Annotated in this window: 10 protein-coding genes and 1 riboswitch; of the genes, 2 read left to right on the forward strand and 8 right to left on the reverse strand. The window is 52.9% G+C overall.

Annotation, left to right across the window (positions count from 1 at the left end; all coding sequences use genetic code 11):
• Positions 1-254: 254 nt before the first annotated feature.
• From pruA to EYB31_RS29460, 4 genes are all read right to left on the reverse strand, one after another.
• Positions 255-1,823, reverse strand: a complete 1,569-nt coding sequence (gene pruA / locus EYB31_RS29445) for an L-glutamate gamma-semialdehyde dehydrogenase (RefSeq protein WP_131017071.1) — start codon at positions 1,821-1,823, stop codon at positions 255-257.
• A 239-nt stretch (positions 1,824-2,062) separates the two neighbouring features.
• Positions 2,063-2,815 (reverse strand): succinate dehydrogenase iron-sulfur subunit, encoded by a 753-nt coding sequence (gene sdhB / locus EYB31_RS29450; RefSeq protein ID WP_131017072.1) that lies wholly within the window; start codon positions 2,813-2,815, stop codon positions 2,063-2,065.
• Between the two features lie 2 nt (positions 2,816-2,817).
• Entirely contained in the window at positions 2,818-4,578 is a 1,761-nt protein-coding gene (sdhA, locus tag EYB31_RS29455; protein WP_131017073.1) for a succinate dehydrogenase flavoprotein subunit, read from the reverse strand.
• A gap of 17 nt (positions 4,579-4,595) precedes the next feature.
• Positions 4,596-5,249 (reverse strand): succinate dehydrogenase cytochrome b558 subunit, encoded by a 654-nt coding sequence (locus EYB31_RS29460; RefSeq protein ID WP_131017074.1) that lies wholly within the window; start codon positions 5,247-5,249, stop codon positions 4,596-4,598.
• A 329-nt stretch (positions 5,250-5,578) separates the two neighbouring features.
• Here EYB31_RS29460 and EYB31_RS29465 point away from each other — a divergent pair, with 329 nt between their 5' ends.
• Positions 5,579-6,478 (forward strand): LysR family transcriptional regulator, encoded by a 900-nt coding sequence (locus tag EYB31_RS29465; RefSeq protein ID WP_131017075.1) that lies wholly within the window; start codon positions 5,579-5,581, stop codon positions 6,476-6,478.
• 68 nt (positions 6,479-6,546) lie between these two features.
• On the opposite strand, the gene EYB31_RS29470 is transcribed toward EYB31_RS29465, so the two are convergent.
• The 3 genes from EYB31_RS29470 to EYB31_RS29480 form a co-directional block, all read right to left on the reverse strand.
• Complete coding sequence (locus tag EYB31_RS29470; RefSeq protein ID WP_131017076.1) at positions 6,547-7,770, reverse strand: cation:proton antiporter; 1,224 nt, start codon at positions 7,768-7,770, stop codon at positions 6,547-6,549.
• Positions 7,771-7,801: 31 nt separating this feature from the next.
• The gene (locus tag EYB31_RS29475) at positions 7,802-8,464 is read right to left on the reverse strand and encodes a potassium channel family protein (RefSeq protein ID WP_131017077.1); all 663 of its coding nucleotides are present in this window, start codon (positions 8,462-8,464) and stop codon (positions 7,802-7,804) included.
• Positions 8,465-8,540: 76 nt separating this feature from the next.
• Positions 8,541-9,893, reverse strand: coding sequence for a TrkH family potassium uptake protein (locus tag EYB31_RS29480; protein ID WP_131017078.1), 1,353 nt, complete (start codon positions 9,891-9,893; stop codon positions 8,541-8,543).
• 70 nt (positions 9,894-9,963) lie between these two features.
• Positions 9,964-10,110, reverse strand: a riboswitch (cyclic di-AMP (ydaO/yuaA leader).
• 210 nt (positions 10,111-10,320) lie between these two features.
• Between EYB31_RS29480 and EYB31_RS29485 the strand changes: the two genes are divergently transcribed.
• A complete protein-coding gene (locus tag EYB31_RS29485) occupies positions 10,321-11,949 on the forward strand; it encodes a CPBP family intramembrane glutamic endopeptidase (protein ID WP_131017079.1) in 1,629 nt (542 codons plus the stop codon).
• Here the strand turns inward: EYB31_RS29485 and uvrC are convergent.
• Positions 11,885-13,864 carry an excinuclease ABC subunit UvrC gene (gene uvrC / locus EYB31_RS29490; RefSeq protein WP_131017080.1) on the reverse strand — a complete coding sequence of 660 codons (1,980 nt, stop codon included), beginning with the start codon at positions 13,862-13,864 and terminating at the stop codon, positions 11,885-11,887. The two genes, EYB31_RS29485 and uvrC, sit on opposite strands and share 65 nt — an antisense overlap.
• Between the last annotated feature and the right edge of the window lie 74 nt (positions 13,865-13,938).

The raw sequence follows: 13,938 nt of genomic DNA on the forward strand, positions 1-13,938 counted from the left end.
GGAAGATACTTCGGTTTTCGACTGGGTTTAGCTTGGTGTTGCCATTTTTCCTGATTCCCACCTCAACCGTGGTAAAACAATTTCCAATTTTCACAGATCAGGACTTGACATATTACCGCTGGACTTCATCTGTCTTCCGTATAGTTTTTTAATCAACTTCGTTTTCTATACTTAACTACCGATCGGCATGTCCACAAAGGAACCTTAAAAAGAAGCGGCAAAAAGCGGGGCCATAAAGCCCCGCCGCAGCGTCGTTATTTTTTTCGGGAAGCCGCTTTCGCTTGCGTGAACAGCAGCAAATAGTCGTAGCCGCCGGCTTTCGAATCCGTGCCGGACATATTAAAGCCGCCGAACGGATGGACGCCGACCAAAGCGCCAGTGCATTTGCGGTTCACATACAAGTTGCCGCAGTGCATTGTCTCCAGCGCTTCCGCAATGCGATCGTCGTCTGTGGAGAAAAAGGAGCCGGTGAGGCCAAATTCCGTATCGTTGTACAGCTCGATCGCTTCCCTCCAGTCCTTCGCTCTCCCAATCGCCAGCACCGGTCCGAATATTTCCTCCTGCATCAGCCGGGTTTTGTTGTCCACGTCGATAAACACAGTCGGCTGAATATAATAGCCGTTTCCTTCCGCCGCCGCGCCACCGGCCAGCAGCTTCCCTTCACTTTTGCCGATTTCAATATATTCGAGGACTTTGTCGTAAGACGCCTTGTCAATCACCGGTCCGGCCGGATAGTTTTGCTCGGGAAGGCCGACGGCAAGTGCTCTAGTCAGCACTTCGATTTTGCCCACGACTTGGTCGTACACGGACTCGACAATGTAAGCTCTGGAGCAAGCCGAGCATTTCTGGCCCTGGAAGCCAAAAGCGGAAGCGACGATTGCCGCGGCAGCCGCATCCAGGTTAGCGGTTTCGTCCACGACGATGCCGTCTTTGCCGCCCATCTCCGCAATGACCCGTTTGATCCAGATTTGGCCGGGGGCCGTCTCGGCGGCCAGCTTGTTGATGCGCAGGCCAACTTCCTTGGAACCGGTAAAGCTGATAAAACGTGTCTTCGGATGTGTGGTCAAATAATCGCCGACTTCGGCCCCGCTGCCCGGAATAAAGTTGATGACGCCCGGCGGAAGCCCAGCCTCCTCCAGCAGTGAGACAAACTTATGGGCAATCACCGGTGTCGTGGAGGCCGGCTTGAGCAGCACCGTATTGCCGGAAACGACGGCTGCGCTTGTCATGCCCACGCAGATGGCAAGCGGGAAGTTCCACGGCGGAATGATGACACCGACGCCAAGCGGAATATACGTGAGGTGGTTGTCTTCGCCTGTTATGCTGACAAGCGGCTGCGTTTCGTTGATGCGGCTTAAGCGGATCATTTCGCGGCCGTAAAACTCCAGGAAATCGATCGCTTCGGCCGTATCCGCGTCGGCTTCGGCGTAGTTTTTGCCCGCTTCCACAATCATCAGCGCGGAAAACTCATGTTTACGCGCGCGCATCAGCGCCGCAGCCTTGAACAAATAGTCCGCCCGCTCGCGTGCAGGCATCTTTTTCCACGTTTCAAAAGTTTCGAGTGCGGTCTGCATCGCTTTTTCCGCCAAGGACCGGTCCGCCTTGCTGACATAACCGACGATCTCGTTGGTGTTGCCCGGATTAACGGAGATGATTTGGGCTTCGGTCGTCACTTTCTCGGCGCCGATATGCAGCTGATAATGCCTGCCCAGCTCGCTTTTTGTTTTGGCGATGGCCGCTTCCATCGCTTTTTTGTTCTCCTCGAGGGAATAGTCGGTGAACGGTTCGTTAACAAACGGGTTATTGGTTGCAACATTGCGCATAACTGTTAGCCTCCGCTTCGTTGTGGCTTTTACAATACGATATTCCGCAACCCATTTTTTAGTGATTTATATGTCCCGTTGAACCTGAACCCAAAGCCCCCGGCAGAAAACGAGGCCGCTGAAAAAGCAGCGGAGTGAGCGAAATCATGCTGGAGAAGCGCTAATCCCCCCTTTACGATGGAACACAAAAACGGCCCGTTTAACGTCAGTGCGCTAAACGGGCCGTTATGTTTATGTCATTACACGCCAAGCCATTTCTTGAACAAATGTTTGGTGGTGTCGCGGTTCATCGCGGCGATCGATGTCGTCAACGGAATGCCTTTCGGGCAGGAGCGCACGCAGTTTTGCGAGTTGCCGCAGCCTTCGATGCCGCCGTCTTCCATCAGCGTTTCAAGACGTTCCTCGGCGTTCATTTCGCCTGTCGGATGTGCATTAAACAAGCGCACTTGCGAAATGGCGGCAGGTCCGATAAACGTTGTTTTGTCGTTTACGTTCGGACACGATTCAAGGCAGACGCCGCAGGTCATGCATTTGGACAGCTCATATGCCCATTGGCGCTTCGATTCGGCCATCCGCGGACCCGGACCCAGATCGTACGTGCCGTCGATCGGAATCCACGCTTTGACCCTTTTCAAAGCGGAGAACATGCGCTCACGGTTGATCACGAGGTCGCGAACAACCGGGAAGGTCGTCATCGGCGCTACGCGCACCGGCTGCTCCAGCTTATCGATCAGCGCCGAGCACGCTTGGCGCGGCTTGCCGTTAATGACCATCGAGCAGGCGCCGCACACTTCTTCCAAACAGTTCGATTCCCAGCATACCGGAGTTGTCTTGGTCCCGCCGGCATTAACCGGATTGCGCTGCACTTCCATCAATGCGCTGATCACGTTCATATTCGGGCGGTACGGCACTTCAAATTCTTCGGTATATGGAGCCGAGTCAGGACTATCCTGTCTCGTTACAATAAACTTTACCGTTTTTTTGTCAGCCATGATCAATGACCTCCTCCCTTCTTGCTCGTGGAGTAATCGCGTTTACGCGGCGTAATGAGCGATACGTCGACATCTTCCCACGTCATGGTCGGACCGTCCGGCGTCCAGGTTGCAATCGATGTCTTCAGGAAATGATCGTCGTCACGTTCAGGGAAGTCCGGCTTATAGTGAGCGCCGCGGCTTTCGTTGCGGAGCAGCGCGCCGGTTGTCATCGCTTGTGCCAACTCCAGCATGTTCCACAGCTGACGGGTAAACGCGACGCCTTGGTTGTTCCAGCGCGCCGTATCCGTCATACTGATCTTTTTGTAGCGTTGTTTCATATCGCTGATCGTATTCAGCGTGCTCTGCAGCTTATCATTGAAACGAACAACCGTCATGTTGTTGTTCATCATTTCGCCAAGCTCTCTGTGAATCACGTACGCGTTTTCCGTACCGTCCATTTTCAAGAGGTTTTCGTATTTGTCCTGATGTCTCTTCTTCTCTTGATCGTAAATCGTGGAGGAAACGTCTTCTGCGTGCTTGTTCAAACTCTTGATGTATTCCACCGCTTTCGGACCGGCTACCATGCCGTCGAAAATCGCCGATACCAGCGAGTTCGCGCCCAAGCGGTTTGCGCCGTGATGCTGGAAATTACATTCGCCGGCTGCAAACAGCCCCGGAATATTGGTCATCAGGTTGTAATCGCACCACATGCCGCCCATCGAGTAGTGAACCGCAGGGTAAATCTTCATCGGAATTTTCCGCGGGTCGTCGCCCATGAACTTCTCGTAAATTTCCATAATCCCGCCGAGCTTAACGTCCAGCTCCTTCGGATCTTTATGCGAAAGATCGAGGTACACCATGTTCTCGCCGTTGATGCCCAGCTTCTGATTGACACATACGTCGAAAATTTCCCGGGTTGCAATGTCGCGCGGCACGAGGTTTCCGTAAGCCGGGTATTTCTCTTCGAGGAAATACCAAGGTTTGCCGTCTTTATATGTCCAGATCCGGCCGCCTTCGCCGCGTGCGGATTCGGACATGAGACGCAATTTGTCGTCTCCCGGAATAGCCGTCGGGTGAATTTGAATCATTTCGCCGTTGGCGTAATTGACGCCCTGCTGGTACACAGCGCTTGCCGCCGTACCCGTGTTGATGACGGAGTTTGTCGTGCGGCCGAAGATGATGCCAGGGCCGCCTGTCGCCAAAATTACCGCGTCAGCGCGGAACGTGCTGATTTCCATGTCGCGCAAGCTTTGAGCGGACACGCCGCGGCATACGCCGTCGCCGTCGATTACAGCGCCCAAAAACTCATAATGCTCGAACTTTTTGACAAGACCGGCTGTTTCCCAGCGGCGTACTTGCTCGTCCAAAGCGTACAACAGCTGTTGGCCTGTCGTTGCGCCCGCGAATGCGGTGCGGTGATACTGCGTTCCGCCGAAGCGGCGGAAATCGAGAAGTCCTTCCGGCGTGCGGTTGAACATAACGCCCATCCGGTCCATCAAGTGAATGATGCCCGGAGCGGCATCGCACAGCGCCTTAACCGGCGGCTGGTTGGCCAGGAAGTCCCCGCCGTAAACCGTATCGTCAAAGTGCTCCCATGTGGAGTCGCCTTCGCCTTTTGTATTAACCGCTCCGTTGATGCCGCCTTGCGCGCATACGGAGTGGGATCTTTTTACCGGAACCAAGGAAAACAAGTCGACGTGAACCCCGGCCTCGGCGGCTTTAATGGTGGCCATAAGCCCGGCCAAGCCTCCACCTACAACGATTACTTTTGCATTAGCCATTGGAAATTCCGTCCCCCTTAACCTTTAACCATCTTAGGCGCTTCTTGGAATTGCGGGTCCAGGAACGCCGTCAGCGACATAATGAACATAATGGCCATAATCACGAATACAGCCATCCATACGTAAGAAGATACGCGCTGCGCGCGTGGGCCAACCGTAACGCCCCAGCTGACAAGGAATGACCACATGCCGTTGGAGAAATGGAATACGGCGGCAAGTACACCAATCGTATACACGGCAAACATCACCGGATTGGTAGCGATGCTGTGCATCGTCATGCCAAGTTCCTCGTGTTTTACGTTGCCAAACGCCACTTGCAGTCTGGTTTGAAAAAAGTGCCATGCCACAAAAATAAACGTGATGACGCCGGTCACACGCTGCAGGAAAAACATCTGATTGCGGAAATAACCGTAATTCGAGACGTTGTTGCGCGCCGTGTAAGCTACGTACAGTCCGTAAATCGCATGGTAAGCCAGCGGAATCCAAATACCGATCACCTCAAGCCAAAGCAAGAGCGGCAAATTATTCAGCCAGTCGATTTGCTCGGCAAATTCCGCATGTCCTTTGGTCGCCGAGTAGTTGGTCAGCAAATGCTCAATTAAGAAAAAGCCGACCGGAATGACGCCGAGCAAGGAATGAAGCTTGCGCGAGAAATAAGAATTGCGAAACATGAACTTGGGTCCCTCCCTCAAAAAAATACTTTCAACCTCGTGGTCCTCAAAACCACATTTCATTGTACTCCCGGTGAAAACGTGCGTCAATAACGGTTTTCCACATAAATCGACATTCCGCGGCCATAGATTAACAAGCGTCTTGGCAACATTCGAAAATAGACATATACAGCTATTCTCCATTGTGCAGCGCCATTTTATACAGCGGAAGCCAAAATTTGTGAACGAAACGTGACGTATACATACTACTCCTTTATCGCTTATAATGGAAGTGCTAGTTTTTTATATAACATTATTCGTTTTATGCATATGAGAAATAAGGGGTTATTATGGAAAATATCGATTTTTTCATTGTAGTCGTGGAACAGCAAAGTTTAAATAAAGCTTCACAGGTGCTGAACTTATCTCAGCCCGCTTTATCGCGTAAAATTATGAAGCTGGAAGAGGAGCTGGGCACGCAGTTGTTTGCCCGTAAAGGGAAAAAGCTGGAAATCACCCGCGCCGGAGAAATTTGCTACGAGCACGCCAGGGAAATGCGCCAGTTGGAAAGGAAACTGCGTGCATCCATCGAGCAGTTCAAATCCGCCGATCAGCCGGGCAGCATTACGATTGGCGCCAGCCTGACCACCCTGCAATCCACCTTGCCCGATTTAATTACATTATATACGAAGGATCACCCTAATACGGACATCAAAGCCATTACCGGCAAAACGCACGAAATCGTCTCACTGGTCAAAGACAAAAAGGTCGATATCGGCCTGGTCGCTTCCAAGATCGAGCAGCCCGGCCTTTCCTGCGTTCCGTTGTTCGACGACCATCTTTGCCTGGTGCTGCCGGCGGGACATGCCTTTACGGACATGCGCGCGCTGGCTGTGCAGGATCTGCACAATTTGCCGATGATCCTGTTTTCCCGCGGCACGTGGTACCGTGTGCTGATGGACGATTTGTTCCATCGCTTTGAAATTTATCCCGATGTCAAAATGGAAATCGATTCGTTCGAAGCGATCGTGCGGCTCGTCTCCACATGCAAAACGGCCACGCTGCTGCCGAAGTCTTACCTTCGCCGCACCCTGGCCGATGAAAATGAGATTGTCGTCCGCAGCTTAACCGAACTGGAGCAGACGAAGCGGACGACCTCGCTGCTGTTTGCCGACGAATCCGGGGATTACCCGATCGCCAAGCGGTTTATTATGAAAGCCGAGCAGCACTTCTCCGGCATTCAGAGCTAGCCATGACGAAGGCGCCCGGAGAAGCAAAGCTCATCGGCAGCAGTTTGTTTAGGCAGCTTGACGGCCAGCTACTCCTCCAAGCCCAACTTACGAGCGAAATACGCTGTGGTTCCGGCTTGCAGCAGGATCGTAACAAGCACCGCCATAAACGTGACCGAAGCGATAATATCCGCGTATTTCACGCCCATGCCGGCAATCATGCCCGATAAAGCCGCAGGAATGACCCCCGTTTCGCGCACCCAGAACATAAATACAATTTCCCGCCAACTCCAGCCCGCTTTCCTGTCTGGAAGCGCCGACGCCAATACGGTCAGCGGCCTTCCGATCAGCATAAATATGGCGATGACCCCAAGGCTTGTCCACAGATGATCGGCAATAACTTGAAAATTAACCTGGCTGCCCAGCAAAATAAAAATAAGCATCCTCAGCAGCACCGTGATATTTTCCGTAAAATGGCCGATTTCTTGGAGCTTGTCTTCGATATTCAGCTTAAATTCCCCGGCATTGCCCCAAATCAGGCCCGCGGTGAACGTAGCCATAAATCCGCTGACGTGCAGCGTATCGCCCAGCCAATACGCGCCTAATGCGGTAACGACCAAAGCGATCGTCGCATAGTCGCGAAGCAAGCCAAGACGCAAATGGGCAGTAATCAGGCACAAGCCGTAGCCAACCGCCGCACCAACTGCGATGCCCCCTAGCGCGCTGACTGCGAATTGCCCGACAGCTGCGCCCACACTGAGCGCTTGCCCCCCTGCAATGACCCCTAGCAGGCTGAACGTAAGGATCGACCCGGTAGCGTCGTTAAACGCCGACTCGCTTTCCACCGTCTCGCGCACCTTGGTGCGAATGCGTACCTGCTTGAATACCGGGATCAGCGTCGCCGGATCCGTCGACGAAATGATCGCGCCGAGCAGCAGCGCGTACATCCACGGCAGCCCAAGCAATAGATGCGCCGCAGCCGCAACCGCCGCGCAGGTAATCAGAACGCCGGGCACGCTCAGCATTGCAACGGTCAGCCCTACTTTTTTCAGGCCCGACAACCGGATATTGCGCCCCCCGTCGAACAGGATAAGCGCCGAGCCGATCGTCAGGATGAACTGGTTGGTAAACGAACTGCTCGTCTCCGTCACCAGGTGGAAACCTTGTCCGAAGACGATGCCTGCCACCAGAAACAACGCGACATCGGGCAATTTTAGCCAGACCGCCAGTTTCCCCGATAACATGCCCAGAGCAAAGATTAGAATGAGCAAAAATATAACGTGCCGCACCATCTCCGCGATGTTGTTTTCCATAAGCTGAATCTCATCCTCCGAAACGCTTGGCCTAACGAATTACAGCATGTTCAAATTGATCGATCTGCTCTCTTGTGCCGATCACGACCATGACATCCCGTTCCTCCACCGTATCGACTGCTGTCGGCGCGATGATAACGCCTTTCTTTTTGTTAATGGCAACAACGCTGCAGCCGTATTTCGCACGCGGGTCAATCTCCTTGAGCGAGCAGCCGGTAAGCCGCTTCGGCACGGCCAATTCGGCGATCGTGTATTTCTCCGACAGGTCGATATAATCAAGCAAGTTCGGCGATACAAGCTGATGCGCAACCCGAATGCCCATATCCCGCTCCGGAAAAATAATGCGGTCGACGCCGATTTTCTCCAGCACCTTGCCGTGCAGATCGGACAGTGCTTTGGCCACTACGGACTTGACTCCGAGATCCTTAAGCAAGATCGCCGTCAGAATGCTGGACTGAATGTCGTCGCCAATCGCCACAACCGCGCAGTCAAAATTGCGCACCCCCAGCGATTTAAGCACCTCTTCGTCAGTGGAGTCGGCGACAACGACGTGAGTCAGCGTCTGGCTCATTTCCTCCACCGCTTCTTCGTTAATGTCGACCCCCAGCACCTCATAGCCCAGCTTTACCAGCTCTTTGGCCAAGCTTGACCCGAACCTCCCCAAGCCGATTACCGCGTACTGATTCCCTTTCATGCAACGTTTCTCCTCACTCTTTATATAAATTATGTTAATGAATAAAGGTTTATCAATTCCTTTAGCTTGCCATCTTCTAGCCGATCGTAATTTTGCCTTCGGGATACCGGTAAAGCTCCTTTTCCGCTTTGGGTCCAAGCGCATAAGCCAGCGTCAATGGGCCAAGCCTGCCGATGAACATCATCAGCATAATCAGTACCTTGCCGACATGCGTCAAATCCGGCGTCAGCCCCATCGTCAAGCCGACCGTACCAAATGCCGACGTGACTTCATACAAAATCATCAGAAAGTTGTGATTTTCCGTCGTCGACAGCACCATCGCCACAAACACGACAAGCGACAAAGCAAACATGGTCAGCGTAATCGCCTTGAGAATCCGGTCTCTACCCAGTCTCTGGCGGAAAAATACGATATCTTCTTTGCCGCGGATCATCGCAATCATGGCGCCGACCAGCGTCGTAAACGTCGTTGTTTTGATGCCGCCTCCGGTTGAGCCGGGGGAAGCTCCGATAAACATCAGGATGATGATAAAAAATTGCGACGCCTGCCTCATCCCGCCAAGATCCAGCGTATTGGCGCCCGCCGTCCGCGGCGTAACCGACTGGAACAGCGCCGCCCATATTTTTCCGTGCCAGCTTAAGGAGCCAAGCGTCTTCGGATTGGTAAATTCAAAGATATAGATGACCAGCGCGCCGACAACGATCAAGGCTCCCGTGGCGCTCAGCACGACCTTGGAATGCAGCGAAAGCTTGCGCCCTTTGCGCAGCTCAAGCAGGTCGGAAATAACTACAAAACCTAGTCCGCCCAAAATAATGAGGCCCATTGAGACGATGTTGACCACGGGATCGCCAACGTAGGAAGTCAGACTGCTGAACGGGCCGCTGATCGACCCGAACAAATCGAAGCCGGCGTTATTAAAGAAAGAAATCGCATGGAAAATGCCGAAATAAATCGCTTTACCGGGACTTAAATCAAAGGACCAGCGAATGGCGAAAATGACGGCCGCCGTCAACTCAATGGTCAGGGAATACATGATGACCTTGCGAATAAGCCGGACGATGCCTTCCATGCTCCCTTGATTCATCGCTTCCTGCAATATGAGCCGTTCTTTCAGAGAAATGCGTTTTTTCAGGGCAAACGCCACCAGCGTCGCCATCGACATAAACCCGAGCCCGCCGATTTGAATAAGCGTTATAATCACGATTTGCCCAAACATCGTAAACCGGCTGCCCGTATCCACTACGACAAGCCCTGTTACACAAGTAGCCGACGTTGCGGTAAAAAGCGCGTCGAGAAACGGCAGCGGCTGCCCGTTGGCTGAAGCCGCCGGTGTGGAAAGCAAAGCCGCTCCCAGCAAAATGATGACCGCGAAGCCGATCACCAAAATTTGCGGTGGCGTAAGTCCCGCCTTTTTTCTGGCATTTTCCACGAACGATCTCATCCTTTTATTGTCGTTTGTACAAAACAAAAAGACACTGGAAATCCAATGCCTTTGACGGTTGGTTCCTGAAATAAGCCTACGAGGTTAGCTGACGGATTCGGGTTTACAGGCACCCTATCAGCAGAAGCGCCGCTTCTGCCAAATTCACCCCAATTGAAACTCATGGTTCCCCCGTTTTCATAAAGAAATTCGGCTTTTATTCAATTGATATGAATTATATAGCGCTTGACGCTAAACTACAAAGCGGTTTTTCGCGTAAAAGGGTTGATTTAAGGAAAGTTTGCAGATTTTAATGAGGACAGGAACCGGCTAGGCGTGCGTTTGCTGCTATTTCCCTCCGCTTGCTTTTATTCTCGGCAAAAAGATGAGATAATTTAGGGATGCTGGGATATTCAATTTTGCAAAGGAGCCATTTATGGCCAAAATCTCATGGAACCGCAAGCTGCTATGGCTTGCATTGATCGGCATTATTCTTTATACCGGCGTGATCGCGATTTCAAACGGCTCAAGCTCCGGCAACGATGCCGAGAACCAGCCCGTTCCGGGAATACCGTCGATTACGAAGCAGGAGGCGGAATCTGCGGCCGTCACTTTTTTGCAGCAGGAATACGGCATTGACGGGCCTATGCGCACCTTCGTAACGTACCAGACGCACAAAACGATCAGCGGTTATTTGCAAAAAGAAAAGCTTGCCGAGCTTTATGACAAGCAGTTCAGCCGCTTGTATCCGCTGGATTACTTCGAAGTTGAGGCGGTGGATCCCGACGATGGCGCTATTTACTACACGGATGTAAATTTTAACAACTCGCAAATCGTGGCTTGGAGCAAGCAGCAGTCCACTGCACTGAGAAAAACGATAGAAACCTCCGGACAGGACCGCAAAAAAATAGCCGAGCAAGCGCTCGTGAAGCGCAACCTCGGCCTTGCCGATTTTCAATTGTTAAAACAGTCGGGAGCGGACGGCGCGCTCATCTTTGAAAGCCAGTCCCAGCGGATCGGAGACGCTCCGCTGCGAATTCGCATTAATGTGGCCGGCGGTGCAGTCACAGGCTTCCAGCCGCTCTACGAGGCGCCAAGCAGCTATTCGGCATGGCAGGAGGACCAGGACGATTCTGCTTCCTGGATGACCCGTATCAGCCTGTTATTTACGCTGTTTATGGCTCTGGCGGCGGCAGTCGAAGTCGTCAAGCAGCGCCGTTTCATCACGTTCAGGCACGGCGTGGTATTGACCGTCATCTTCTGTGCCGTATATGTCGCAAACAACATCAATATGTATCCGTCGTACAAAACGATCAGCGGCACCCATCTCTCGGGGTGGGAAGCCATATCTTCTTTATTTGTGATGAATTTTGTCGTTTTTCTGATGGCCGCATCGATTTACGTATCGCTGCTGGCAGGCAGAGAAATGTGGCTGGGCCACGGCTGGAATGCATGGCCGCACAGGGACAGCCGCATGTTCGGTCAAGAAGTGCTGAACGGGATGGGCCGGGGATATTTGCTTTGCCTGTTTGTGCTTGGCGTGCAGCAGCTGCTGTTCTTCATAGCGGAAAAGCAGTTTCACGTATGGGCTGTCAACGATCCGTCCGATTCCGTCTACAATATGCTGGCTCCGGGGCTGTTTCCGCTGATGGCGTGGGCCGCGGCGATATCCGAAGAAGCCGTTTACCGGCTGTTCGGCATCGCCTTGTTCCAGCGCATCGTGAGAAACCGCTTTGCCGCCGTGCTGCTGCCGTCGATGATTTGGGCGTTAAGCCATACGCAATATCCGATTTATCCGGTGTATACCCGCTTTATCGAGGTGACGATCATCGGCCTTATATTCGGCTACGCGTTCCTGCGGTACGGCTTTATCACCGTCGTATTCGCCCATGCGTCGATGGACAGCATTCTCATGGGGCTGAGCTTGATCGACGACGGCAGCGCCGGAGATATTGCAACAGCCCTATTCTATATGCTGCTCCCCGGCATAGTCGCTTTGGTCATTGCCCATTTTCACCGGAAACGGAAATCTCCGTTTCCTCGGCGGCATCCTGATGATCGGTAGGCTCCGCTTCGCCGCGGAGCGATCTGATAATTTGCGCAGCCAGCTTTTCGCCGATACCCAGAGGCTTGAAGTCTTGAACTTCGGCCTCTTTCATTTTTTTCACCGAGCCAAAATGCTTGAGCAGCGCCGTTCTCCGCTTCTCGCCGATGCCCGGGATCGCGTCAAGCTGGGACACCACCATCGATTTGGCTCGTGTTTCGCGGTGAAATGTAATGGCGAACCGGTGCACCTCGTCTTGAATCCGCTGCAGCAAATAAAATTCCTGGCTGTCCCGCGGCAGCGGCACCACTTCGGGCGGATCTCCGCTCATCAATTGGGCCGTTTTATGCTTGATGTCCTTCACCAGACCACATACGGGGATATATAACCCAAGCTCGTTCTCCAGCACGTCAAGCGCCGCCGAAATTTGCCCTTTGCCGCCATCGACAACAATCATGTCCGGCAGCTCCAGTTCCTCCTTCAGCACTCTTTCATACCTTCTGCGGATGACCTCACGCATCGTTTCGTAATCGTCCGGTCCTTGCACCGTACGGACTTTGAACTTGCGGTATTCCCTTTTATCCGGTTTGCCATCGATAAAAACGACCATCGCCGATACCGGGTCCGAACCTTGAATGTTCGAGTTGTCAAACGCCTCGATGCGGTGAATCGAGCCGGTGCCAAGCCAGTTGCCGAGATTTTCGACGGCTCTGACCGAACGTTCCTCATCCCGCTCCAGCAGCCGGAACTTCTCCTCCAGCCCGACCCGCGCGTTGTCGCACGCCATGCCGATCATATTTTTCTTCAGCCCGCGCTGCGGGAAATGAACCTTGACCTTCAGCCAATGCTCAAGCGATTCGCGCACATCCTGCTTCTGGACTGCAGCTTCCGCGGAGGAAACGGAATCGTCCCGTTCCGGCAGGATCGCTTCCTGCTCTTTACCGGCTCCGGTATCTTCCGGCTCCGTTTTATCGCCGGGCGGCCCCGGCAGCAGTATTTCTTTTGGCACCGCCGGATTCTCGCTGTAATATTGGGTGACAAACGTAATAAAATCCTCGTATTCGTCGCCGTAATACGGGAATAAGGTGGCGTGGCGCTCGATCATTTTGCCTTGGCGCATGTACAAAATTTGCACGCACATCCACCCTTTGTCCACAGCATAACCAAATACGTCGCGGTCTTGGGCATCGATGGTCGTAATTTTCTGCTTCTCCATCACCGCGTCGATGTGCACGATTTGGTCGCGCAGCTCTTTGGCCCGTTCAAACTCAAGCGCTTCGGCGGCTTCGAGCATCTTGGCCGTCAGCGAATCTTTAATTTCGTCATGCCCTCCGCCCAGAAACCGGGTAATTTCCGTAACCATCCGGTCGTATTCGGACTCCGGCACCTCGAATTCGCACGGCGCGATGCATTGTCCGATGTGGTAATACAGACATACCTTATCCGGCAGTGTCTTGCATTTGCGCAGCGGGTACAGCCGGTCCAGCAGCTTTTTGGTCTGTTGGGCCGCAAACGCATTGGGGTAAGGCCCGAAATATTTGCCCTTGTCCTTATATATTTTGCGCGTGACCTCGAGGCGCGGATGGTTCTCGTTCGTAATCTTGATGTACGGAAAGGATTTGTCGTCCTTTAGCAGCACGTTATAACGCGGCGAATACTTTTTGATCAGATTGCATTCCAGGATTAGCGCTTCCACGTTGCTTGCGGTCACGATATATTCAAAGTCGGCGATTTCAGCCACAAGATGCTGCGTTTTCGCATTATGACTGCCCGTGAAATAAGAGCGGACGCGATTTTTCAGCACCTTGGCTTTACCGACGTAAATGATGGTATTGTCTTTATTTTTCATCAAATAGCAGCCTGGCTGATCGGGCAGCAGCGCCAGCTTCCGCCGAATCGATTCCAACACGTGCTCCCGGCCGTATTGCTCGCTCATGTTTATTCCCCCTTAACCATGCAGGCCATCTACATGTCCGCAGACAAAAGAAAAAGCCCCTTCTCAGCATAGCA

The organism is Paenibacillus thalictri (assembly GCF_004307995.1).
Lineage (GTDB): Bacteria > Bacillota > Bacilli > Paenibacillales > NBRC-103111 > Paenibacillus_AF > Paenibacillus_AF thalictri.